Source organism: Bradyrhizobium iriomotense (assembly GCF_030160715.1).
GTDB lineage: Bacteria > Pseudomonadota > Alphaproteobacteria > Rhizobiales > Xanthobacteraceae > Bradyrhizobium > Bradyrhizobium iriomotense.
Genome location: NZ_BSOW01000064.1, coordinates 1 through 24,885, shown reverse-complemented (window position 1 = coordinate 24,885; position 24,885 = coordinate 1). Strand labels below are relative to the sequence as shown.

Genomic DNA, 24,885 nt, shown 5'->3' with positions numbered 1-24,885 from the left:
CGATCGAACGGCGACCCAGCTCGGGCCGTCACCCGGGCTGGGCCATTCCTCACGGAACGGCACCCATCATAAGCGATCGCGCTAATACAAGGGTGGGCAAAGGCGCAAAGCGCCGTGCCCACCATCTTCTCCATAATTGCGATAGAAGTAGTGGTGGGCTCGCGGAGCCTGTCGTCGGGCGCGCATTCGCGCGACCCTAGGCTCCCTCCCACGTCATTGCGAGGAGCGAAGCGACGAAGCAATCCAGAGTCTTTCCGCGGAAAGATTCTGGATTGCTTCGCGGAGCCTGTCATCGGGCCGCGCTTCGCGCGGACCCGGTGGCTCGCAATGACGGCGTGGCTTCGTCGTCCGCTCCTGACAGCGTTACTTCGTCTCCGCGCTCGCCATCACCGGGCGAACGGGATCGCCTTCGCGAAGCAGTGCCCCGGCGCGGGCGACGACGATGTCGCCTTCGTTGACGCCGTCACGGATCTCGATATTGCCGCCGGACATCAGCCCGGTCTCGACGCGCTTGGTCTCGACGCGGTTGCGTCGGATGATCTGCACCACGGTGCCGGCGGGGCTGTACTGCACGGCGGTGAGCGGGACCGCGACGTTGCAGCTTTGCCCGGTCTTGATCAGCGCGCGGGCGCTGGAATTCAGCAGCAGCCGCCGCTGCGTCGAGATGCCGATATAGACCATGCCCTGCTGGATGTTCGGCTCGACCGTCGGCCCGATCTTGCGCACCTTGCCGTCGATGTCGCCGGCACCCGCGATTCGCACGGTGGCTGGCTGGTTCACCGCGAGCTTCTTGATGTCGGCGGTAGCGACGAGGCCGACGAGATCATATTCGCTACGCGCCACGATCGAGAACAGCGCTTCGCCGCGCGCCGAGGCCGGCGCGCCGATCTGCGCGGTCGAGGCCGAGATCACGCCGGCGACCGGCGCCGTCACCTGGATTGTGCCGCCTTCGGGCAAGGCCAGCCGCGCCAGCACCTGGCCGGCGGTGATGGTCTCGCCGGCTTCTGCCAGCACCTCGGTCACCTTCAATCCCGGCCGTTCGGGCCGCACCGAGGTCTCCTCGCGCGCGATGATCGTGCCGCTCGCCTCCACGATGTCGGAGAAACAGGACTTCGCCGCCTTCAGCACCGTGACCGCCGGTCCCTTGGGCGCCTCGTCATCGGCGGCGCGTGCCGGGAGGTAGCCAAGAAAAAGGCAAAGGCCCAACGCTACGGCGACGGCCACGGGAAACAGGGTTTTGCGAGGTTTGCGGGGGCAATGACGCATCGGAGCCAATCCACGGGATCAAACGTTTCACTCGATAGCAGATGGCGGGGGACCAGACCATGGCGCCGCGGTGCTCGAGCGGGATGGAATGCCGCGGGTACGTCCGCGGCAAGCCTTTGATTAGTCGCAGGATTGAAGATCAGGTTCGGCGCCTGGCGCGATCCGTCAGCCGCGGCGTTCGCCGAGCAGCCTGCCGGTCGCGCGATTGATCAGGTGCAGGCGCGCACAGGCCGGGCAGGTTACCGAGTCATGCGTATCCCTGGCATCGGTCGGCGCGGCCGTGAGCCGATGCTGAACGTTCATGCCGGTCTGCGGGCATTTGAAGACAATATGACGGTCCATCGCGAGCCGGACTATGACGGCAGCGAGCCGCGACCGAAACTACGGATGATTGCGTAGGTCGGTCGCAGCTCCCGCATTCTTACGGCAGCGCCACGAACTCCACCCAGTTCGGCTTCTTGCCGGTCGGATAGGACTTCAGCTTGGTTAACGCGCCGCTGGTCTGGTCGATCGCATAGACCGTCATGCTGTCGGACAATTCGCCGACGGCGGCGACATAGCGGCCGGCGGGATCGATGTTGAAGCCGCGCGGCTGCTTCTCGGTCGGCACGGTGCCGACCGTGGTGAGCTTGCCGCTTGCCGGGTCGATCTTGTAGGCGGTGAGCGTGTTGGTGGTCCGCTCAGAGGCATAGAGGAAGCGGCCATCGGGCGTAACGTGGATGTCGGCGGCCCAGGGCTTTCCGTTGAAGCCTTCCGGCAACGCCGTGGTCCGCTGGATCTCGGCCCAGGCGCCAGTCTTCTCCTCATAAGAGAACGCCGCGACGTCGCCGTTCAGTTCGTGGATGAGATAGACGTATTTGCCGTTGGGGTGGAATACGAAGTGCCGCGGGCCCGATTTCTCCGGCACCTTGTAGGCCGGCGGATCGCTCGGCGTCAGCTCGCCGGTGCTTGCATTGAAGCCAAAGGCCAGCACCTGGTCGGAGCCGAGATTGGTCGCGAACGCAAAACGGTTGTCGGGCGAGGGGATGAAGGCGTGCGCGTTCAACCCGGTCGGGATGACCTGCTTGGGCTCGCCGACGACGCCGGTCTCGGGCAGCGGATTGAGCGCGACCTTGTTGCCGCCATAGGAGGCGCTGAACACGAACTTGCCGGTGCGGTCGGTCATGACATAGGCCATGCTGTCGGCGAGCGGCCCATTGCCGATGTGCTTGAGCGTGCCGGCCTTCTGATCGATCGCGAAACTCACGGCCGAGAACGGCTGCGAGCGCACGCCGGCGATCAGCACGCGGTGGTCGGGCGTCACCCCGAGCGGCGTCGAGGAGCCGGGCTTTTCGATGCCGACGAAGGGCGCGGTCTGAACCGGGCTCATCTCGCCATTGCCGTCGATGCGGAAGACGGAGATGTCGTTGCTGTCGGCATTGCCGACATAGGCAAATGTGTCGGCCATGCCGGCGCGGACTCCGAATTGGGTGGCGAGAATGACGGCGCATGCCGCAACGGGCAGGCGCAGGGCGGTACGGCGGGTCGGTCGGGACATCAGGCTTCCTCCAGCTTCAAAATTCGCCGCTGCCGTCCGGCATGGCTGTTCTCGGTTTGCGGGCGAGGATATCCGGCTCTCTGCCATTGCACCAAAATCCAATTTGGATCGATCGATGTCGAAATTGTATCGATTGGCTCAAGAAAGCTCGCAATCGGCGTCTGAACCAACGCGCCTGCGATGCATTAAATCCGGGCATGCCGGGTGACAACCGGCCACAACAGGGATGGCGGACGCAGCTCATTTTGCCGGTTTCTGGCTGCGACACCAACGCATCGGTACGCGCTGACGCCTGACCTGTTCCCGGTATGCACCGCCATCTCTTGGCGCGAAAGGGGGCTGACCGTGCCCCCGCGAAAAAGACCTCGAAGGCAAGCCTGACATGAAGTCCAACATGGGTGGCAAGCATGGCGGCCAGGCCGGCCCGCCTAAATCTCCGCCACGCCCAAAAACGAGCCAGCGCGATGCAGACGTGGTGACAAAGCAGCAAACCGATCAAACCGATCGCAAGCTGTGGCCGACCAACAAGAGATAGTTCGGCAAGATATTTGGCCCAGGATAGTGGTCCCTGGGTGCGCTCACAGGCCGCAGCAGAAGAGGAACGGCATCGGCGTTCGGCTGTTCTAGAATCCCTGCTCGCGGCGGGAGGCTTTTGCGGAGGCTGACGTGTTTTGGATCTATTGGGACACCGCCTGGTCGATCATCATCAGCGGCATCATGGTTGCGACCATCGTCGCGCATCCCGATGCCGAGTTCGCGGAAGTGCGCGCTGCAAAACGGTCCTGAAGGCCGGCGCTGCGTCCGGGCTGCGTGTCTCCGTAGTTCTGCGGAGTTTGCCTTCCCGCGCGCCATCATCCGATGCGATGCCTTTGCCGGTATTGAGGTGAACCGAATCTTAGGGGCGCGACGGTAATCTTCTGCATCTTTGAAGGATGCGGCGGTCGCAATGAAATTGTTCGGCAATCCCTCCATTCGTTCGGTTCTCGGCGCCATCATCGGTATCCTCGGCCTGTTTCTGATCGCCCAGCTCGCGGCCGGGCTCTACGGCGCTGTCGAGCGCAACGCTGCGGCGCAGAAGGTCGAGCGCTTTGCCGGCACCGACCAGCAGCTTTTCACGGCCCTGCTCGGCTTCCGCATCGAGCGCGGCACCTTCCTTTCGGCGCTGCTTGCGGAAGAGCCGGCCAATGCCGGCGCCGACGAACGGATCGCCACCAACCGGCAAGTATCGGAAGCGGCCTATAAGAGCGTGCTCGAACGGCTCGATGGCGTGTCCGATTCCCGCCTTGCCGGCGTCCTGAGCAAGCTCGTTGCGCTCCACGATGCGTTCATGCCGCTGCGGCCGAAGGCGGAAGCCGTCATCCACCAGCCGAAGGCGGCGCGCGACACGAAGGTGGCCGACGAATTCCGGAAAGCGGCGCAGGACTATCTCGACGGCCTATTCGCGCTGACCACCGAGCTGGAGAATGCGCTGAAGCTCACCGATCCCGTGGTCGATCATCTGCTGGGAGTGAAGCAGTCGGCTTGGGCCGCGCGCAATTTCGGTGGCCTCATCGCCATCCGTATCGAGGCCGCGGGCGCCGCCGCAAAACCCTGGACTGCCGCCGACATTGTCGGGGCGGCCGAGGACGCCGGCCGCGCCAGGCAGGCCTGGAGCCAGGTGCTGGATGCTGGAAGCCGCGCTGACGCCCCCGCGAACCTCGTCGACGTGATTGCGCGCTCGAAGCAAAGCGACGCCACCGCCATGGTCGAGCGCCAGCAAGGTATCATCAAGGCACTGAGCAACAACCAGGCGATCGACATCAAGGGTGTGGAGCTCGCCAAGCTCAACACTGCCATCCTTAATTTCTATGTCGAGGCCGGCCACGCGGCGCTTGCCGAGATGGTCGCGCGCGCCGGGCAGCAGATGAGCTCGGCGAAATGGAGCCTCGTGTTGAACGGCGCGATGATGCTGGTCGCGCTCGCCATCACCGTGTTCGGCTTCATCCTCGTCAACCGCCGCGTCAGCGTCCCGATCCGGAAATTGACCCAGGCGATGCGCTCCCTTGCCGAGCGCGACTACGCCATCGAGCTCACCGGCATCGAGCGCGGCGACGAGATCGGCGAGATGTCGCGCGCGGTGTCGGTGTTCAAGGAGAACATGATCACCGCCGATCGCCTCGCCGAGGAGCAGGCGGCCGAGCAAGGCCGGAAGGAGCGGCGCCAGCTTGCCGTCGATCGGCTGATCGGAGAGTTCGAGAAGACCGTCACGGAATCGCTGCATACGCTCGCCTCGGCGTCCGGCGAACTGAACGCCACCGCGCACTCGATGTCGTCGACCGCCGAGCAGGGCTCGTCGAAGGCGGCCTCCGTTGCGTCCCTCTCGGGCGACGCGTCGTCCAATGTGCAGACCGTTGCCGCCGCCACGGAAGAGCTGTCGGCCTCGATCGCCGAGATCAGCCGCCAGGTCGCGGAATCCTCGAGCATTGCCGGAGCTGCCGCGGCGGAAGCCGATCGCACCAATGGCGAGGTCCAGGCGCTGGCGGACGCCGCCCAGCGCATCGGCGATGTCGTCGAACTGATCACGGGCATCGCAGAGCAGACCAACCTGCTGGCGCTCAACGCCACCATCGAGGCCGCGCGGGCCGGCGAAGCGGGCCGCGGCTTTGCCGTGGTCGCAGCCGAGGTGAAGAATCTCGCCACGCAAACCGCGAAGGCGACCGAAGAGATCACCGGCCAGGTTGGCGCAATCCAGGGCGCGACGCGTTCGTCCGTGACCGCGATCCAGTCGATCGGCACCACCATCCAGCGCGTCAACGAGATCGCGGCCGCGATCGCCGCCGCGGTCGAGGAGCAGGGCGCCGCCACGCGCGAGATCGCCCGCAACGTGCAGCAGGCCTCCCAGGGCACCACGGAGGTCTCGCGTCACATCTCCGGCGTCTCGCAGGCCGCCGGCCAGACGGGTGCCGCCGCCGGCGAAGTGCTCGATTCCGCCAAGATGCTGGCGCAGCTGTCGGACGATCTGAAGCGCGAGGTCGGCCGATTCGTCGAAGATCTCAGGGCGGCTTAGCTTCGAGATCAGTCGGGTGGGTTAGCCGACTGGCCGGACTGTTCCGCCATCAGCGGTTGTGACAACCCGCGGCTCGAAGGTTTGATCCATTTCGGGAACGCGCATCATTGCGGCCCTATCGGTCAGAAGCCGTGACCGATTGCTGATCATCCATTTGCCGACTTGATGCGGGCGCGAATCCAGCGCAGGTTTGCGCCTGTGATTTGTCGTGAAGGGGCTAGGAATTCATGGTGATCGCATCGAAGGCGACAATCGCCGTTTGCTCGTTCCTGCTGGTTGCGGCCGGCGGTACGGCGATCGTCGTCGGCACCGGCGGACTGTGGCAGGCGCTGCACGGTGGGCCCGAGGTCAAGGTCGCCGACGGCAACGCCAAGGCCGAAGCCAAGACGGACGCCAAGACGACGCTCGCGGCGCCGCCCACATTCCTGCCGCCGAGCGCGCCCGCCGTGGCACCGTCGACGCCCAGCAATGATGTCGCCACGGCGCTCGGCAAAGCCGAGACCGCGCTCGCCGATTTGCCGACGCCCACGGCTCCGCCGCCGGCTGCGGCCGAGGAGACCGGGCCGCGTTTCGACGTCGCGCGTGTCGATGACGACGGCGAAGCTGTCATCGCCGGTCGCGCCGCGCCGGGCGCGCGCGTCGAGCTGCTGCGCGATGGCGAGAGCCATGCCTCCGCGGTCGCCGATGCGTCCGGCCTGTTCGTGATGACCCCGCCAAAGCTGCCGCCGGGCAGCTACAAGCTCAGCCTGCAATCGACGGCGCCGGACGGGAGCGTGACCAAATCGAAGACCGACGTTCCAGTGACGCTGAATGCCATGGCCCAGCCGCCGCGCGCCACAGCGGCGCGCACCGATGTCGCCAAGCTCGCGAAAGAAACGCCCATCAAGGATACGTCCAAGGAAGCTTCTGCGAAGGGGGATAGTCCGGCAGCGTCGCCGAGCACTGCACAAACCGCTCTGGCCCTCGCCGCCGCGCCGTCCGCCGAGAAGGGCCCGCTGCGCGCGAAGGTCGAGACGACTGGATCGATTCCGATGAGTCGCGTCGTCTCGCGCGGCGATAGCCTCTGGGTGATCAGCCGCCGCGCCTATGGCGACGGCCTCAGCTACGCCCTGATCTACAACGCCAACCGCGACAAGATCCACAATCCCGACCGCATCTACCCGGGTCAGACATTCGTCGTGCCGCGCAAGGCAAGGTGAGGGGCCTGCTCCACGAATTCTAAGGTGGGTTAGCGGCTAGTCCGCCGTAGCTCGAAACGCGAAGGCGGAAGCGTAACCCACCATTTCTCTCGCGGCAGGAACTTTCTGTTCCGCTGCGCGTCATTCTCATTATGACGAGATGCGGCTTGGCGCGGAGGAGGGAGCCAAGGTGACCATCATGTCGAAACCCCGTTTGGGAATGGCGGCCGCCGGGATCGCCCTGGTCGCCCTCACGATGCTGCCTGACGTGGCCGAAGCCGGCTTCCGCCTGCGTGTCGGCGGCCCCCTCGGCGTCGCGCGTTTTGCGGTGGCGCACGTGCTTGGCGTCGCCGGCATCCGCCACATGCGCATGGCCGCGCGGGGACGTACCCGGATGGCCGCGCTGCGGCCGCAGGATCTCCGCTCTGCAACCGAAGCCGTCCGCCCGACCGTGCGCGCCCAGCTCACGGCGGTTGCGGCGCTCGCCGGCTGGCGCGGCGGCCGCGCCGAGCAGGGCTGGTGGCAGCACGCCGACGGCACCTATGGCTGGGTCGGCCCGCTGTTCTGGCCGTTCGCCGATGACGACGTCACCGACTTCACGATGCGCGGCGACGGCACCGCGCTGTGGTCCTATGGCTATGGCGATATCTATGCCGCGGTCTTCGCGCCCTATGCCCCGACCGAGCTCGCCGCCTACACGGCGCCCGGCCGTCGTCATCGCAGGGTCCCCGAGCTCCAGCAGCTCTGCGACACCGGCGATGCCGTGGGTCTCCCCATCGACGCGATGCTGCGCACCGTGCAGCCCAACGAAGTCCAGCGCGCCGGCCTTGACGAGCTCGCCAGCGCCTGGGCCGCGGCAGGTGCGAGCATTCGCGCCTCCTGCCCGACCGAAGCGGCCGGCAATGCGCTCGATCGCTTCGCGCTGATGCAGCGCCGCCTCGATGCGATGATCAACGCGGTGGATGCGGTCGCGCCGCAGCTTGCAAAGTTCTACGGGCTGCTCGACGACGAGCAGAAGTCGCGCCTCAACGCGCTCGGCAAGGACGGCCGCGCGAACGCTGCCGAGACAAAGCGCAAGGAGATGCAGGCCGCAGCCTGCAAGGCACCGAGTGAGCCCGCGAGCGACGAGCAGCTTCAGCGCCAGTATGAGCAGCTCGTGAAGCAGCAATGGCCGGTCGACGAGATCGCGACAGCCTTGCGCCTCGACGATACCAGGCGCGCCGCGCTGGAGGTGCTGCAGGACACCACCATGGGCACCATGGAAGCCTTGTCTCCTTGTCCGCCGCAGAACCTGCACACCCCGCAAGCCCGCCTCAAAGCCGTGAAGGCGCGACTGGAGATGATGCGCGAAGCCACAAAGAGCGTCGGCGATGCGCTCGACGATTTCGAGTGGGGCCTCACCGACGAGCAGAAGACGCAGTTCGAGGCGATGGGCCTGAAGCGGGGCGTGTGAGCGGCGGAGAGCAAGCCCCTTCTTTGAGCCGAAAAGCTGCGGTGTACTGGATGCCCCGGTCAAGCCGGGGCATGACAGTGGAATTTATGGCGCGCACCCGCGCTCACATCCTCCGCCGTGCGGCCGACGCATCCACGACGTTGTTCACTTCCTCGCGCCAGCTCAGGATCTCCATCGCGAGCACGGGGTGGTTGAAGCCCTTGAGCTGGAGATCGTCGAGCGGGCGGGCTTCGACCCAGGGCTCGACGATGCCAAAGACGCGCCGCGCGACCACGACCTGGCCGGCCTTGGCCTCGTCGCACAGGCGCGAGGCGAGGTTGGTGACGCTGCCGATCGCGGCATATTCCAGCCGCTGCTCGAAGCCGATCTGGCCGAGCGTGGCATAGCCGAGCGCGACGCCGACGCCGAAACCGAGCGAATGGCCGCGGTTCTTCCACTTCTCGGTCAGCTTGCCGATCGCATCGCGCATCTCGACCGCCATCTTCACCGCGCGCTTGGTGTGGTCGGCAAATTGAAGCGGCGCATTGAACAGGATCATCACGCCGTCGCCGGCGAAGCGGTCGAGCGTGCCCTCGTAGCGGTGAATCAATTCGCCGAGTTCGGCGTGGTATTCGCGCAGCACGTTCATCGCCTCTTCCGGCTCGGTCGCTTCGGTGAAGGAGGTGAAGCCGCGCAGATCGCAGAACACGACGGTGACCTCGCGGCGATGGCTGTCGAGCAGCGCGTCATGTCCGTCGGAGGAGGCGATGAGCTGCGCGACCTGCGGGGCGAGGAAGCGCTCGAGGCGCTTGATGCGGCCGATCTCGCCGAGCTGCTTCTCGACGCGCTCCTCCAGCGAGCGGTTCCAGTTGCGCAGCTGCTCGGTCTGCTCCTGAAGCTTTGCGGCCTGCTGCTGCACCGTCTCATGGGCGGCCGCAAGCTCGCGGCCTTTGTGGTCGACCTCGGTGAAGAGCCGCGCATTGCGCATCGCGAGCACCGCCTGGTGCGCGAAGGTGCGCATCAATCCGGTGAGGCCGCTTGCGAACTCGCCGGCCGCGCGGCGCAGCACCACCAGCGAGCCGAGCGTGCCCTGCTGGTCGACCAGTGGCACCACGAGCACGGAGTGGAAGCCGGCATTGACGGCGACGTCGCGCAACGGCTGCTCTGCCGCCTCATCGAGATCGGGAAGCGCGATCGGCTCGCCGCCCCTTGCGGCGTCGCTGAGCAGGCTCGCGCCCTCGTCGATGGTGACGTGCGCGCCTTCGGCGGACTTGTCGATGCCGCTGGCCTCGACCAGGTTGAACCGGTGCTTGTCGGCATCGTAGCCATAGATCAGGACCGCATCGGCATGGGTGATCTCGAGCGCGCGGGCGGCAATCGTCGGCAAGACCGCATCGAGATCGAGCGAGGAGGCAACGGCGCGGCCGACCTCTTCCAGCACCTTGAGCTCGTTGATCGACTGCGCGAGGTCGCGTGTGCGCTCTTCGACCTTAGTCTCCAGACTCGAATAGGTCTCCTGGATCTGGTTCGCCATGCTGTTGAACTGATTTGCCAGTCCCTCCAGCTCGTCGGAGGTGCGCACGTCGATGCGGTGGCTGAAATCACCCTCGCCGAGCCGGTGCGCGCCGGCGCTCAGCGCGGTGATCGGGATCAGCATGCGACGCGCCAAAAGCGTGCCGGCGAGGATCGCGACCAGGAGGCCCATGCCGATCAGAAGTCCGACCCGCACCAGCTGGTCGCGGATCGGCGAGAGCGCATGCGCGGTCGGCTGTTCGACCAGCACGGCCCAGCCGAGCTTCGGCACCTCGCTCGCCGCCGTCAGCACGGCATGGCCGTTGAAATCGGTGCCGGAAGCGGCCGGCTCGCGGTCCGGTGCAATGGCGTCGGCGACCTGCGGCAGCTTTGCGAGGTCGGTTGCGATTTCCGGCCCGCGCGACGAGGTCGCCAGCACCTTGCCGTGGGAATCGACGATATAGGCGAGTGCGACCTTGCCGACCTGCGCGTCGGACAGGAAGTCGGAGAGGAAGCCGAGATCGATGTCGGCGACGGTGACGCCGGCATTGAAGCCGGAATGGGCGACAGCGATCGACATGAACGGCTTGTCGTCGGAGAAATAGGGCGGCGCGTAGTTCACGCCGCGGGCGACCGTGTCGGGGAAGCTGAAGCGCATGTCGCGCGACAGATCCGCGTTGCTGCCGACCGACACCGAGACGCGCGACAAGCGCAGCACCTCGCGGCCGTTGCCGTTGAGCTGGGAGAGCTGGGTGACCGCGGAAGCCGAATTGAGAAGTTGCGCATAGCCGGCGCGGCGCTTGTCGATGGTGTCGAGGCTCGCGCGCGTCACCGAGGAGATCTGGCGCTCCAGCTCGAAGACCGATTGCTCGATCCGCTTGGCGGTCGCCTGCGCCTTCTCCTCCATGCCGTCGACGATCGTCGTTCGGGTCGCACGATAGGAGATCCAGGTCTCCATCGCGCCGTTGACCGCGAGCACAAACACGACGAGGCCGACGAGGGAGACGACATATTTGGCGAACAGGCCCTCGCGGAAAAACCAGGTCTTGTCTTTCGCTCCCGCCATCCAGATCCTCACGCGCCGCGACCGACGCCGGCGCTGCCGGCCGTTCTAGCACAAGTTCACCCCCTGGGGCCGCCCGCGCTCATCCGTTCGGGGGGAGGAGCCGGCCAAGAAGGGGGTCGATTGTCGCGGCAAACCAAGCCCTTGCCATCTCTCCCCACGCGCGAGGGAGAGGGTAGCCCGGAAAAGACTGCTTGAGGGGGCCGCCGCCCGCGAAAATCACCGGTTAAACAGCTGACGCAGCACGTCATTCATCGGCTGGCTGTCCTGCGGCTCGGCGGGCGGGGTGTCCTGGGGGTTATCTTGGGCCGGCGGCGCGGGGGATGCCTGCGGAGAGGGTGGCGGCGGCGATGCCGGCAGGCTCCGGCTGCGGCCGGTGCTGGTCCCGGGGGCGCCGCCGGACAGGCCCTGCTGGATCAGATTGCCGATCGCCTCGCCCAGTGCGCCGCCGAGCGGGTTGTTTTGCGACGGCTGTCCCTGCGGATTGGCGTTGCCCGCGGCATTGCCTCCGCCCGGCGCAGGGCCGCCGAGACCGAGGCTGCCCAGGATGTTGCCGAGACCGGCGCCGTCGGGACCGAACAGGCCCTTGCCCATCTCGCGCAGCTTTGCATAGGCAGCCTCCGGATTGTCGAGCACGCCCGCCATGTCCGGATAGATCTTTGGCTGCGACCAGGAGCCCTCGATCATCACGGGAATGCCAAAGCCGACCGGATCGGAGGTGCGGCCCTGGCCTTCGGTCGTCATCACCAGCTTCGGCTCGACGCGAAAACCCATCATCTTGGTGTCGAGCGCGATCGTGCCGGCGCCGGTGACGCGCACCAGCGGGCCGACGAGATTGAGGTCGGTCGTCACCGCCTGACCCTTGTCGACGCGGAACGAGGCGGAGAGCTGCGTGAGGTCCGTGCTTTGCTCCTGGCTGTCCTGCCAGCCGGACAGCGTGGACGTGGTCAGCGAACGGATCATCTGCGCGACATTGATGCCGCGGATGGCGCCGTCCTGGAAAGTCGCGAACACCGTACCCTGCATGTTCGCCATCAGCGCGCGCTGGCTGCTGCCCGCCGAGCGCACCGCGATCTTCGCCTGCAGCTTGCCGTCGAGCCGGTCGAAATCGGCGAGCCCCTTGAGCAGCGGCAATGCACGCACGCCGACGAGGTCGGAATGCATGGCAAAGCTCGGCGCGCCGCTGGTCGCATCCAAAATCACCTCGCCGGAGATCTGGCCGCCATAGGCGCCGAGATTGGCCGTGCCGGCCTTCAGCACGCCGCCGGCGAGCTTTGCATCGAGCGCGAAAGGCGCGAAACGCGCTTCGCCGATATTGGCCTCGGTCGCCGAGACCCGCATCTGCGCGTCGACATAATTGAGTCCGGAGACGCTGATCGGCGCGTCGCTCCACGGCTGGCCGGCGGCACCGTCGGCGGATTTCGACAGGGGAATGTCGAGCCGCTGGATATCGAGGTCGAGCTTGACCAGCGGCTTGCTGGCGATGTCGACCGAGGCCCAGCCGTTGAACGCGCCGTCGCCAAGCGTGCCGTTGATGCTATTGATCATCACGAGCGAGCCGTTCAGCCGCGCCTCGGCGTGGCCGCTGAGCTGCGATTGCAGCAGGCTCGGCGCATCGATGGCGAAGTCGAGCGGGATCGTCTGCCGCTCGACCGGCGCCGCAGGCGCCAATGCCTTGATGTCGAACTTGATGCCGTGATCGCCGGCCCGCGCCGTGCCCTTGAAATTGACCTTGCGATCGGCATTCATGATCGCGTCGGCGTTGATCGCACTGATCCGGCTTTCGACACGGTCGCGCGCGACCGAGAACGCCACTTCGCCGTTCGTGACGGTGATGTGCTCGATGCTGGCGCCGCCTGCGTCCAACGGCACTGCCGGCTTCGGAGCAACTGTCGGCATGCGCTCGCGCAGCAGCGGCTGGTAGAGTACGGGATGGGTGACGAGGATCTCGGAGATCTTCGGATGTCCGGACCACACGCTCGACAGCGACATGTCGGCCTGCACGCTATCGACGGTGAGGCGGCTGAGGCCGGTGCGGTCCTTCGGATCCTGCAGCGTGACGTCGTTCAGCGTCACGTTCAGCGTGGGCCACAGGCTGATCTTCGTGGTGCCGGCGATCGTCAGGCGGTAGCCGGTCGCGCTTTCCACCTTTGAGGTGATCGCCGAGGTCAGGAAGCCCGAGGGAATCCCGATCACCAGCAGAAGTGCGATGACGATGATGACGGCGGTGACCGCAGCGCCGGCGAATTTCACTGCTTTCATGTCGACTTTCCAAACGGATAGCGTCGTCGAACCCGGCCGGGCCGGATCACCCGTCCGCTGCCCGTCAGTCTATCCCGGGAGGGGAAACCGCTCCAAGCGGCCAAAAATAAACAAGGGGTGCTGCAAAGATATGTGACTTATGACACACTTCTCCCCGCGGGTTTGCCGCAACTCTGATGGTCGATGGTTCCAAGGGAATTGCCAACGGAATTTGCCAACGGAATTTGCCAAGGGGAATTTACCAAGAGACCTGCAAAGGGAATTGCAATGAGCAAACAGGCCGAATTTGCGGTCATTCTGAAAATGAACCCGATGTTCGCCGACCTCGGTGCGGACGAATTGCAGCGCTTGTCCAATCTCTGCCACACCCAGCATCTGGCGAATGGTGAAGTGCTGTTCCAGAAAGGGGACGCCGGCGATGCGCTGTTCGGCGTCCGCCGCGGCCAGGTCCGGATCGAGACCGGCGCCTCCGACGGCAGCCGGCTGACGCTGAATTTCATGGGACCGGGAGACCTGTTCGGCGAGGTCGCCGTGCTCGACGGCCAGGACCGCACCGCGGATGCGACCGCGGGCGAGGCCAGCGAGCTGTTCGTGCTGCGACGCGAGGATTTCCTCGCCTTCCTGGAGCGCGAGCCGAAGGTCGCGATCAAGATCATCAGGCTGCTGTGCCAGCGCATCCGCTGGCAGAGCGAGCGCATGGAAGAATCCATGCTGCAGCCCCTGCCGGTGCGGCTGGCCCGCAGGCTCTGCGCGCTCGCGGCCGATTTCGGTTCGGAGGTGCATATCTCGCAGGAGCAGCTCGGCATCTTCGTCGGCGCCGCCCGCGAAAGCGTCAACCGTCAGCTCCAGGCCTGGCGCAAGGACGCGATCCTCGACCTCCAGCGTGGCCGGATCCTGCTCAAGAACATGACCAAGCTGACGTCGATCGCGAGGAATGAATAGGGGCAGGTAAATCCTACTCGGCCGCCGGGTGCACGATGCTCTTCGGCATCGGGGCAGCTTCCGCAGGCGTTGCTCCGGCCGGCGGCTTCGCGTCATGCTCGGCGTCCGCATCGTCGCTTTGCACGATCAGTCGCTTGCCGAAGCGCCAGATCACGGCGCCGATGTCGTCCATCACCATGAACATCGCGGGCACGAACACCAGCGACAGCACGGTCGAGAAGATCAGGCCGCCGATCACCGCGAGCGCCATCGGCGAGCGGAACTCGCCGCCGGCGCCGACCGCGAGCGCGCTCGGCATCATGCCGGCGACCATCGCGATCGTTGTCATCACGATCGGGCGTGCGCGCTTCATGCCGGCGTCGATCATGGCCTCATCCCGCGGCTTGCCTGCGCGGATTGCTTCGATCGCAAACTCCACCAGCATGATCGCGTTCTTGGTCACGATGCCCATCAGCATCAGGATGCCGATCCACACCGGCGTCGTGAGCTGCTTGCCGGTCACGAGCAGGGCCGCGATGGCGCCGCCGATCGAGAGCGGCAGCGAGAACAGGATGGTGATCGGCTGGAGGAAGGTGCCGAACAGCAGCACCAGCACCGCATAGACCATCATCAGGCCGGCGGTGATGGCGGTGGCGAAACCATCCGACAGCTCGTTGAGGCTTTCGGCGTCGCCGGAGGGGCTGACCTTCACGCCCTTCGGCAGGCTCTTCATCACCGGCAGCTCGTAGATCTTCTTGGTGGCATCGCCGAGCGCGGCGGAGCCGACGAGATCGGCGGCGACCGTTGCCTGGCGCTCGCGGTCGTAGCGGTTGATGCTGGTCGGGCCCTGGTCGAGCTTGACGTCGGCGATGACCGAGAGCGGCACGCCGCCCTTCTCGCCGCGCTCGCCGAGCGGCACGCGCAACTGCTCGAGCGTCTTCAGATTGCCGCGCGCGCCATCTTCGAGCTGAACCCGGATCGGCACCAGACGGTCGCCGACGTCGAACTTGGCAAGCGCGGGCCCGACGTCGCCGATGGTCGCGACGCGGATGGTCTGCGACAGGCTTTCGGTCGAGACGCCGAGGCGGGCGGCGAGCTCCGCGCGCGGCTCGATGCGCAGCTCGGGGCGCTCCAGCGCGGTTTCCGAGATGACGTTGGAGATGGTCGGGATTCGCTTCATCTGCGTCGCGAGCTCGCTCGCGACGTTGTTGACGATGTTGGCGTCGACGCCGGTGACGACCAGTGAGATCGCGCGCAGGCCGTTCTCGTCGAGGAACCAGAAGCGGATGTCGGGGATGTTCTCGAGCTGCTGGCTGATCTCGAATTCCAGCTCGCGCTGGGTGATCTTGCGATCGTGCTTCGGCGTATAGTTGATGATCAGGGAGGCGCGCCGGACTTCCTGCGTGCCGGGCGGGACACGGCCGCCGTCGACGAACACGCTCTTCACCTCGCTCCGCTTGCGCAGTTGCGCGACGATGTCCTCGGTGACCTTCTCGGTATAGGAGAGCTGGGTGCCCGGCGGCAGCTCGATCGCGAGCAGCGAGCGCGCGCTGTCCTGCGCCGGCAGGAAGCCCTGCGGCAACAGCGTGATGCTCCAGATCGAGGCGGCGAAGATGCCGAATCCGATCAGCACTGTGATGAAATAGTGCTTCACCGACCACGCCACGATCTTGTGGTAAGTGCGCAGCACGCGGCCCGGCGGCGGCTCCTCGTGATTGTGGTGCTTGAGGAAATAGGCCGCCAGCATCGGCGTGACGAAGCGCGCGGCGAGCAGCGAGAAGAACACCTGCACCGAGACGGTGATGCCGAACTGCTTGAAGAACTGCCCGGCGATGCCGGACATGAAGCTCGCGGGTGCGAAGATCGCGATGATCGTCAGCGAGATCGCGATGACCGCGAGCCCGATCTCGTCGGCGGCTTCCAGCGCGGCACGATAAGGCGACTTGCCCATGTTCATGTGCCGGACGATGTTCTCGATCTCGACGATGGCGTCGTCGACCAAAATACCGGTCGACAGCGTGATGGCGAGGAAGCTGACGAGATTGAGCGAGAAGCCGAGCAGGTCCATCGCCCAGAATGCCGGGAAGATCGACAGCGGCAGCGAGATCGCGGCGATGATGGTGGCGCGCAAATCGCGCAGGAACAGCAGCACGATGATGACGGCGAGAATGGCGCCCTCGAACAAAGTCGAGATCGCCGCTTCGTAGTTGCCTTTGGTGTATTCGACCGAGGTGTCGATCAGTTTCAGGTCGACATCGGGATAGGCGATCTTGAGCGCATCGATGCGTTTCTGCACGGCGGCGGCGACGACCACGTCGCTGGCGCCCTTGGAGCGCTTGATGCCGAGCGCGACCACCGGCTCGCCGTTGAAGCGGGCGAAGGTGCGGCGGTCGGCGATGGTATCGGTGACGGTGCCGAGATCGTCGAGCCGGACCTCGCCGCCGCCGAACAGCGGGATCATGGTGCCGGCAAGATCGCTCAGCGTCTTGGCGCCGGCCAGCGTGCGGATCGCCTGGTCGTTCTTGCCGATCTCGGCGCGGCCGCCGGCGACGTCGACATTGGTACCGCGCAGGCTCTGGCTGACATTGACGGCGGTGAGGCCCATGGCCTGGAGCCGGTCGGGATCAAGCGAGACCAGGATCTCGCGCTCGACACCGCCGATGCGCTCCACCTGGGCAACGCCGCGCACGCCCTGCAGCGCGCGCTTGACCACGTCGTCGACGAAATAGGAGAGCTGTTCCGGCGTCTTGCCGGGCGAGATCGCGGCATAGGTGACGATCGGCAGGCCGATGACGTCGACGCGCTGGATCAGGGGCTCGGTGACGTTCTGCGGCAGGTTGGAACGCACCCGCGTGACCGCGTCCTTGACGTCGTTGAGCGCACGGTCGGTGTTGGTTTCCAGCGCGAACTGGATCGTGGTCACCGACACGCCGTCGGTGATCTGCGAGGTGATGTGGCGCACGCCCTCGACGCCGGAGACGGCGTCTTCAACCGTCTTGGTGACCTGGGACTCAAGCTCCGCCGGCGCAGCGCCGAATTGCGAGACCGCGACCGAGATCACGGGGATATCGGCTGAGGGCAATCGCGTCACCGCGAGCTTGGTGAAGGACACCCAGCCCAGGATCAGGAGGATGATGGAAAAGACGACCGACGGCAGCGGATTGCGGATCGACCATGCCGAGATATTGAGAGCCATCAGCGTACTCGCGATCGATCGAGTTCATCGGCGAAGACGGTCTTGATCTGGTCGCCGTCGTGGAGCGAAGAGCCGGCGTCGGCCACGACGATTTCGCCGACGTCGAGACCTTCCAGGATTTCCGTTGCGGTGTCGGACGTCAGCCCGACCCGCACCCGTCGCGTCTCGACCGTGTTTCCTTTGACCACCTGGACGGTGAGATGGTCAATGGCGGTCTTGGGAACCGCAACGCCGCAGCTCCGCTTGGCGTCGATGGAGGCGCGGGCGAACATGCCGACCTTGAGCGACGGATTGTTGGCGACGCTGATCCGGACGCGGCCGAGCTGCGTGGCGCGGTCGATCTCAGGCGAGACCAGCCGGACCCGCCCGATCAGGTCGGGGGCATCGTCCCGGCTGATCCGCACCGTCGCGCCGGGATTGAGCTTGGGCATGTGCACGGCCGGCACCTGCGCATCGAGCTCGATCTCGCCGCCTACTGCGATGCGGAACATCGGGCCCGCCTGCGGCGAGGCCGGGGCGCCGACGACGGTGCGGACTTCGGTGACGAGGCCGGCGGCGGGCGCCTTGAGCGCGATCGGTCCTTGCGGTCCCGGCCGCGCCGGCTGTCCCGGCATCTGCGGAGGCGGGCTCAGCCGCGCCAGTTCCTGGTTCTCGGTGACGGTGGCGCCCTCGGTGACGAAGAGGTCGGTGACGCGCGATCCTTCCTGGTCGGCGGTCACCACGGCCTCGCGGCGCGGCACGAAAAAGCCGGTCACACGCACCAGATCGGAGAAGCAGGCATTGGTCGATTTGGTCACGACGACGACGGCCTCGCCCGGCGTCTCCTTCACTTCCGGGCGGTGCCGGTTCTCGAACCAATAATAGCCGACGCCAAGCAGGACGATGAACAGGGCGGTTCCCGCAGGCTTGAGATATTCGGTGACGTTCATCGCCGGATCATCCTGCCTGGCTCATGGCCGCGAGCTCGCCGCAGCTACTGGAAGAGTTTCCCCGAAACGAAGCGGCGTCCCGCAAGGCTCGCGGGACGCGCGTCGGAAGCGCGAACTTACACCACATCAGGAACGGTCACTTGCACAATGTGTCGCGCTTACTTGGACGCGGTGGTCTTGTTTTCCATATTGACGACCTGCACCCGGCGATTGACCTCCGCCATCGGCTGGCTCGGATCCTTCAGCTTGCTCTTGCCATAGCCGACGGTGACGAGATCGGCCGCGGGAATGCTGTACTTGTCGACGAGATAGCGCTTGATCGAGTCAGCGCGGCGCTCGGACAGGTCCTGGTTGTAGCCCTCGCCGCCGGCGGCGTCGGTGTGGCCGGCCACGACGAAGGTGGAGCCCTTCAGATCGGGGCTGGCGAGCGCACGGCCGAGCGCCTGCACCGAAGGCATCGACTTGGCGCTGATGTTGGCCGAGTTGTAGTCGAACGTGATCTCGAGATCGATATTCGGCTTGTCCTTGGCCACGGTTGCGATTTCCTCGCGTTCGCTCACCGAAAGCGAGCGCGTGGCGCGGCCCCGCACGCTCTGGAGCAATTTGGTCTCGGCGGCGCTCGGCGCCGGATCGGCTTGCGGCCCGATCGAGAGGCCACGCGTCAAGGGCTTCTTCGGCGGCGCCAGCGCCCGCACGATCTGGTCCTCGGTGACGTTGTTGCCGGTGTCCTTGTCGTCGCCTGCGAAAGCGCCCGACAGCGGCAGCGTCAGTGCGGCGCCGATCGTGAGGATCGAGAGAATCGCGGTCACGCCCTTTGCAGCCAATCTCATTGCCAGTCCCTCCTGCAAAAAATTCCTGCAACAAGCCCGGAAGGGCCCTTGCGGCATCCTTCCCTTGGTCTCCGCGGGGTTCCCGGGGGTTCGAGGCGCGGCGCCCCGAATCTCAAAAAAATATCAACGTACTCCGTAACTTGCGAACTCCTGGACGATGTTCGGGTCCATCGCCTTGGCGTTCGCAATGTCCAGCGCGCCTTCCGAGGCCGAGCCGTTGCGCTGCTTTGCGATCCCTCGCCCGTAGAGCGACGAGGTCAGGCGCGGGTTGATCTTCAGCGCCGCATCGAAATCCGCAATCGCGTTCTTCACCGCCCCCGATTTCAGGTTGACCAGGCCGCGGCTGTCCAGCGCATCGACGAAGTTCGGGCGCAGCCGCAGGGCCTCGTTGCAATCCTTCAGCGCGCCCTGGAGGTCGCCGACCACGGTTCGGGTCCAGCAACGGTTGTTCAGGGCCTCGACGTCCTTGGGATTGATCCGGATCGTGTCGTCGAAATCCTTGATCGCAAGGTTATAGGCGCCCTTGCTGGCATAGACCTGGCCGCGCCGGTAGAGCGCGTTCACGTCGTCGGGGTTGGCCGCAATCTTGGCGGTCAGGCTCTTGATGGTCGGGTCGTCCGCCAGTGCGGCCTGGCTCGGTCCGGTGTCGGTGCCGCCGCCGGTATTGGGGCTGGTGCCGGCGTCGGCCGGTTTTGCCGGCGGCTGAGGCGGGGGAATGGCCGCATCGACCTGCGGCTTCGGTGACGGTGCAGGGGCCGGCGCGGGAGAAGGCGCAGGAGCGGGAGGTGGAGCAACATTCGCTTCGACCTGGGGCTTCGGCGGTGCGGGCGGGGCCGGGGCAGCGGGCGTTTGTGCAGGTGTCGGCGCAGGCGGGTTGTTTGCAACCACCGGCGGTGTGGGCGCGGGCGGCGCCGGCGGCGTGGCAGGCGGCTGAGCATTCGCGGTCGGCCGCGATCCGCCGGCGCCTGGAATGAAGGAGAAATCCTCGGCCAGCGAGGACGAGATCCACGGCACCTGCTCGTTACGCGAGGCGCGGGTGACGCCCATCTTGGTGCGGTTCAGCGTTTCCTCCGCCATCAGGTCGGGGACGCGGATTTCCTTCAAGAGTTCCTGGACGAACAGGCTGTGGTCACCGCCGGCATCCGAGGTCACCGAGCTCAGGGCCGCCGAATACATCACCAGCGTGCCGTTCGGCGCGATCACCGGGGCGAGGCCCGCGGAGAAGCTGCGGAACCGCCGCTCGAACGGGTTGCGCCTGGAGGCATCGATCAGCGCGATCTTGACGCCGGCGCCGCGGGTGTTGATCTCGCCGAGCACGGTCTCGATGCTGAAACCGTCGCGGCGCACGTCGGACTCGGTCCAGATCTGGGCGTCGACCGGGATCATGTAGCTCTGGCGCGCCGACTGGATGCCGAAGCCGCTGTAGAACACCAGCACGACCGCGCCCGGCTTGACTCTGCCATAGAGCTTGTCGAAGGCGCGGCGCATGCCGTCGCCGGTCAGGTTCTCGCCGACATCGACGGTAAAGCCGTCATGCTTGAGCTCGTCGGCGACGTCGCGTGCGTCGTTGATCGGCTCCTTCAGCGGGCTGTCGGCGTCCGGATATTTGGCATTGCCGATGACCAGCGCATAGCGGTCGGCGGCGGCAAAGGATGGGACGGTCAGGACGACCGAGAACATCAGGAGCAGAAGCGAAAGAAAGCGAATCTTCATAAGGAGCGCGGTCCAGCCAAAAAGGCGCCGTTCGCAAGCTTTGCGCCGCGGCGACCTTAACTTACGCAATTTGCATTATCAAACCGGGGGGTGGGGGCGTCAACCGCTTGGAGAACAGGCATTATCGCGACAATTGACCGCGACGCGGCGGGAAGGATGGAGGGGACTAAAGCGGCTGTCACGGCATCGCTCGATCGGAGGGGCTAGCCCGGCGGGAGATACCTCTTAGCGCGGCCATCGCGACAAAAATGTGATCGGTCTCACATGTCGGTCTTACTTGCCGGTCTCACTTGCCGTCTCACTTGCCGTCTCACTTGGGGGCCGCGCGAGAGACGGGTTTGACCTTTGCGTCCGGCGGTGGCTTGCTCCGTTGGCGACCGGTCTCGGGCTCCCCTCAACGAAAAAAGTGCAACCATGGGAAACCTCTACGAAGTCTACGCGCTGCGCTACGCGACGATGTCGCCCCGCACCCCCCACATGAACTTCCTGTCGCCGGATCCGCACGAGAGCACCGCGCAGGATCTCGACTATTTCGTCTGGCTGATCCGCGGGGGCGGCCGCGATATCCTGGTCGATACCGGCTTCAATGCCGAGGAAGCGACCTTGCGCGCCCGCAAGCTGACGCTCAATCCGGTCGACGCGCTGGAGCGTTTTGGCGTCAAGGCCTCAGCGATTGCCGACATCATCGTGACGCATCTGCATTACGACCATGCCGGCAATCTCGATCGTTTCCCGAATGCGCGCTTCCATTTGCAGGAGCGCGAGATGGCTTACGCGACCGGCCGCTGCATGTGCAACGGCCTATTGCGACATCCGTTCTCGGTCGAGCACGTCACGCAGATGGTGCGCCATGTCTATGGCGAGCGCGTCAGCTTCTATTCCGGCGACGGCGAGGTCGCGCCCGGCGTCACCGTGCACCGCGTCGGCGGCCATTCCGACGGCTTGCAGGTGGTCAGGGTCGAGACCGCGCGCGGGCCCGTGGTGCTCGCCTCCGACGCTGCGCACTACTACGCCAATCTGCAGCGGCGCAGCCCGTTCCCGATCGTCTACAATGTCGGCGACATGGCCGCAGGCTGGGAAACCGTCGAGCGCCTCGCCGGTCATCCCGATCGCTTCATCCCCGGCCACGATCCGCTGGTCACGGAGATCTATCCGCGCGCCAGCGACCAGACCGACGCCTGGGCACTGCACCTGCCGCCGACAAGGTCGTTTGTGAAGTGATGGAAGCGAGCCGGTGCGTGTGCGCCTAGTAAGTGTAGAACATCCGTTGGATCTCCTTGGTGTCGGTCGTCTTGGTCAGCGCTAGCATCAGCAAGATACGTGCCTTCTGAGGGTTAAGCGTATCTGAGACGACGAAGTCGTGTTCGTCGTCCTTGGCTTCGCCGTTGCGTGCGACGATGCCGTTCCCGACACGGCTGCTCCGAACGATCACGACACCCTTCTTGCGGGCCTCGTCGAGGGCCGGCTCGACCGCGGGCCGGGCGAGGCTGCCGTCGCCGACGCCGGCATGCACGATGCCCTTGGCCCCTGCGGCGACAAAGGCGTCGATCGCGACCCGGTTCATGTTGGCGTAGCCGTAGACGATATCGACTTGCGGCAGGGCATCGAGGTTCGATACGTCAAATTCGGAGTCCGCCGTGTGCCGGCGGGTCGATTGACGATAGAAGTACGGCTTGTTTCCCTGCATGTAGCCGAGAAAGCCGAGCTCAGGTGTACGGAAGGTGTCTGCCGTCGAGGTGTTGTTCTTGGTGACGTCGCGAGCCGCGTTGATCTGATCGTTGAGAGCAACGAGAACGCCCTTGCCGATCGCCTCGTCACTGCCGGCGAGGATCACGGCATTATAGAGGTTGATCGGCCCATCCGCGCTGATAGCTGTCGACGGCCGCATCGCGCCGACGATGACGACAGGCTTCTTGCTCTTGACGACAAGGTCCAAAAAATAGCTGGTTTCTTCAATCGTATCAGTCCCGTGCGTGATCACGATTCCGTCGACGTCATCCTGCGCGAGCAGCGCGTTGACGCGCTTTGCCAGCTTGAGCCAGTAGTCATTGTTCATGTTCTCGCTGGCGATCTGGAAAACCTGCTCGCCCTTGACGTTGGCGACCGTTTTCAGTTCGGGGACGGCGTTCAGGAGGGTCTCGATGCCCACGGTCGCTGCGGTGTAACCGACCACGGTGGTGCTGCTCGATCCGGTGCCGGCGATCGTGCCACCGGTTGCCAGAACCATGACGTTGGGCAGACCGGGGCCCCTCGCCTCCGCGACCGCAAAACTGAAGAGCAGCACGAAAAGCACGCTCATGGCCGCCAATATGTGATCACGCACTCGAAACCGCCGCATCTTGACCTCCCTTTCCTAGAAAGCCTCGTCGAAGCGCCCCAGCTCGCCTAGCGTTACATGATCCTCCAGCCGATGCACCCTGTCTAGGGTGACGACGCTTTCAGATGGTCCGGTCTGTGTCATTGTGTCGATTTCGTATGCCCGCGATGACGTCCGATTTCCCCAGCACCTGACGCCAACGTACTGGGCACAGTTCGACGCTAACGCGCGGGCTTGTTCGCCTTTCCGGAATGACAAGGAGAGAGCGAAGCCCCGCTCTCAATGCCTCATCCTGAGGAGGACGCGCAGCGGTCGTCTCGAAGGATGCGGGCCAAGATGCAGCAGCGGGGGCCTTCATGGTTCTCGCGGCGATGCGAAGCATCGTCCGCTAGACGGCGCTTGCGCGCCTCCTCACCATGAGGGTCAGCTGGTCATCTGGAATGCAAGGGCGTGTACTCATAAATCCGGGATGTTTGCTTTCGAGGGTAAAGCGGACACGCAGCCCCGAACCCGGAATGTCACCTTGTGACCCAGAGCGGTCCTCATCCACGGCGGTGCATCACCGTGCGCGAATGCGGTCCAATAGACTGGTCGATCTCCGCACTCGGCTGATCCGATTGCGATAAGCGCTCACTCGAAATGGACGGCGAGCCAGACCGTTGGCTGTTGCGGCTCCGTCCACTCGACGCGATGGCGTTTCCTTGCAGGGATGAAGACGTAATCCCCCACGCCCAGCGATCGCGCGGCAAGCTCATGTTCGAACTGCAATGTGGCGCGCCCTTTCAGCACGATCACCCACTCGTTCCACGCCTGATCATACCAGAAGCCCGGTGGACTAGTTTGCCCCTGCGATATAATGCGCTCGATCTTCAAGCCAGGCCGCGCGAGGATTTCGCTCAACGCCTCTTCCCCTATGTTTGCGGCCGAAACATCCGCCACATCGGCGAATAGATTGCCTGGCTGGATTGTCATCGATATTCCCACGCCTTTCCAGAGCCGGATTATCTACAAGCCCACGTAGCGCCCCATTCAGGTCCGTTCAACGGAGCATAGCGGACTGGATTTGCTCACGTTGAGTTCTTCGCATTTTGACCCATGGCGGACGTAGCCTCTTACGGGCTCAGGATTCGAAGTTGTCGTAGGCGACATCATGTAATAAGTTTCTGGATCAGGCGTCAGAACGGTGGCGGTTAAGATGCGCAAGCTCGCGGCTATCTTGCTGTTGCTTATTGCCGCGCTCGCCGTTCAACCGGCACGAGGCGAAGGTCCGCCCGCGTGGGCCTATCCCGTCAATCCGCCCGACTTCAAACCGGTGCCCGACGATGGCAAGCCACGAACGGTTCCGGACAGCCGCGCGTCCTATACCGTTCCGCAAACCCGAGATCTATTTCTGGCTCCGATCTGGCATCCCGAAGACCATGCTGCGCTTCCCGATATCGTTGCGCACGGCAGGAAGCCCGACGTGTTCGCTTGCGGTTTTTGTCATAGGGCGAATGGTCAAGGCGGCCCAGAAAATGCTGACCTCGCCGGATTACCAGCGAACTACATTGTTCAACAGATGGCGGACTACAAAAGCGGAATGAGAACAACGGCGGTGCAAAATCGCGCTCCGCAAACGCTGATGATCTCGCTCGCGAAAAGCGCAAGTGATTCCGAAATCGCGGCAGCGGCGGCGTATTTTTC

The 24,885-nt window shown here is 65.2% G+C and carries 18 protein-coding genes; 7 read left to right on the top strand and 11 right to left on the bottom strand.

Annotated elements, in window-relative coordinates:
• Positions 1 to 363: 363 nt before the first annotated feature.
• The 3 genes from QQL28_RS44060 to QQL28_RS44050 all read right to left on the bottom strand — a co-directional run bounded on the left by QQL28_RS44060 (position 364) and on the right by QQL28_RS44050 (position 2,803).
• Positions 364 to 1,266 (bottom strand): efflux RND transporter periplasmic adaptor subunit, encoded by a 903-nt coding sequence (locus tag QQL28_RS44060; RefSeq protein ID WP_284275989.1) that lies wholly within the window; start codon positions 1,264 to 1,266, stop codon positions 364 to 366.
• 165 nt (positions 1,267 to 1,431) lie between these two features.
• Positions 1,432 to 1,569, bottom strand: coding sequence for a hypothetical protein (locus QQL28_RS44055; protein WP_284275987.1), 138 nt, complete (start codon positions 1,567 to 1,569; stop codon positions 1,432 to 1,434).
• A 118-nt stretch (positions 1,570 to 1,687) separates the two neighbouring features.
• Positions 1,688 to 2,803 carry a lactonase family protein gene (locus QQL28_RS44050; RefSeq protein ID WP_284275985.1) on the bottom strand — a complete coding sequence of 372 codons (1,116 nt, stop codon included), beginning with the start codon at positions 2,801 to 2,803 and terminating at the stop codon, positions 1,688 to 1,690.
• A gap of 382 nt (positions 2,804 to 3,185) precedes the next feature.
• Between QQL28_RS44050 and QQL28_RS44045 the strand changes: the two genes are divergently transcribed.
• From QQL28_RS44045 to QQL28_RS44030, 4 genes are all read left to right on the top strand, one after another.
• On the top strand, positions 3,186 to 3,338 hold the full coding sequence (locus QQL28_RS44045; RefSeq protein ID WP_284275983.1) for a hypothetical protein: 153 nt from the start codon (positions 3,186 to 3,188) through the stop codon (positions 3,336 to 3,338).
• A gap of 411 nt (positions 3,339 to 3,749) precedes the next feature.
• Entirely contained in the window at positions 3,750 to 5,849 is a 2,100-nt protein-coding gene (locus QQL28_RS44040) for a methyl-accepting chemotaxis protein (RefSeq protein WP_284275981.1), read from the top strand.
• 227 nt (positions 5,850 to 6,076) lie between these two features.
• Positions 6,077 to 7,048 (top strand): LysM peptidoglycan-binding domain-containing protein, encoded by a 972-nt coding sequence (locus QQL28_RS44035; protein WP_284275979.1) that lies wholly within the window; start codon positions 6,077 to 6,079, stop codon positions 7,046 to 7,048.
• Between the two features lie 178 nt (positions 7,049 to 7,226).
• Complete coding sequence (locus QQL28_RS44030) at positions 7,227 to 8,480, top strand: Spy/CpxP family protein refolding chaperone (RefSeq protein WP_284275977.1); 1,254 nt, start codon at positions 7,227 to 7,229, stop codon at positions 8,478 to 8,480.
• A 103-nt stretch (positions 8,481 to 8,583) separates the two neighbouring features.
• Here the strand turns inward: QQL28_RS44030 and QQL28_RS44025 are convergent, their stop codons facing one another.
• Together QQL28_RS44025 and QQL28_RS44020 are read right to left on the bottom strand one after the other, a co-directional pair.
• A complete protein-coding gene (locus tag QQL28_RS44025; RefSeq protein ID WP_284275975.1) occupies positions 8,584 to 11,037 on the bottom strand; it encodes an adenylate/guanylate cyclase domain-containing protein in 2,454 nt (817 codons plus the stop codon).
• A 216-nt stretch (positions 11,038 to 11,253) separates the two neighbouring features.
• Positions 11,254 to 13,296, bottom strand: coding sequence for an AsmA family protein (locus QQL28_RS44020; protein ID WP_284275973.1), 2,043 nt, complete (start codon positions 13,294 to 13,296; stop codon positions 11,254 to 11,256).
• Between the two features lie 267 nt (positions 13,297 to 13,563).
• On the opposite strand from QQL28_RS44020, the gene QQL28_RS44015 reads away from it, so the two are divergent.
• Entirely contained in the window at positions 13,564 to 14,238 is a 675-nt protein-coding gene (locus QQL28_RS44015; RefSeq protein ID WP_284275971.1) for a Crp/Fnr family transcriptional regulator, read from the top strand.
• A 13-nt stretch (positions 14,239 to 14,251) separates the two neighbouring features.
• On the opposite strand, the gene QQL28_RS44010 is transcribed toward QQL28_RS44015, so the two are convergent.
• From QQL28_RS44010 to QQL28_RS43995, 4 genes are all read right to left on the bottom strand, one after another.
• Positions 14,252 to 17,413 (bottom strand): efflux RND transporter permease subunit, encoded by a 3,162-nt coding sequence (locus tag QQL28_RS44010; RefSeq protein WP_284275969.1) that lies wholly within the window; start codon positions 17,411 to 17,413, stop codon positions 14,252 to 14,254.
• Entirely contained in the window at positions 17,413 to 18,342 is a 930-nt protein-coding gene (locus QQL28_RS44005; RefSeq protein ID WP_284275966.1) for an efflux RND transporter periplasmic adaptor subunit, read from the bottom strand. Before QQL28_RS44005 ends, QQL28_RS44010 begins: the two co-directional genes overlap by 1 nt.
• Before the next feature lie 158 nt (positions 18,343 to 18,500).
• Entirely contained in the window at positions 18,501 to 19,172 is a 672-nt protein-coding gene (locus tag QQL28_RS44000; RefSeq protein WP_284275964.1) for an OmpA family protein, read from the bottom strand.
• Between the two features lie 123 nt (positions 19,173 to 19,295).
• Positions 19,296 to 20,885: a caspase family protein gene (locus tag QQL28_RS43995; RefSeq protein ID WP_284275962.1), complete on the bottom strand. Its 1,590-nt coding sequence runs from the start codon at positions 20,883 to 20,885 to the stop codon at positions 19,296 to 19,298.
• 414 nt (positions 20,886 to 21,299) lie between these two features.
• On the opposite strand from QQL28_RS43995, the gene QQL28_RS43990 reads away from it, so the two are divergent.
• A complete protein-coding gene (locus QQL28_RS43990; protein ID WP_284275961.1) occupies positions 21,300 to 22,106 on the top strand; it encodes an N-acyl homoserine lactonase family protein in 807 nt (268 codons plus the stop codon).
• Between the two features lie 25 nt (positions 22,107 to 22,131).
• On the opposite strand, the gene QQL28_RS43985 is transcribed toward QQL28_RS43990, so the two are convergent.
• Entirely contained in the window at positions 22,132 to 23,223 is a 1,092-nt protein-coding gene (locus tag QQL28_RS43985) for a type II asparaginase (RefSeq protein ID WP_284275958.1), read from the bottom strand.
• A gap of 609 nt (positions 23,224 to 23,832) precedes the next feature.
• Positions 23,833 to 24,186: a cupin domain-containing protein gene (locus QQL28_RS43980; protein WP_431309728.1), complete on the bottom strand. Its 354-nt coding sequence runs from the start codon at positions 24,184 to 24,186 to the stop codon at positions 23,833 to 23,835.
• 211 nt (positions 24,187 to 24,397) lie between these two features.
• On the opposite strand from QQL28_RS43980, the gene QQL28_RS43975 reads away from it, so the two are divergent.
• The coding region (locus QQL28_RS43975; protein WP_348522569.1) for a c-type cytochrome at positions 24,398 to 24,885 on the top strand (488 nt) is incomplete at its 3' end.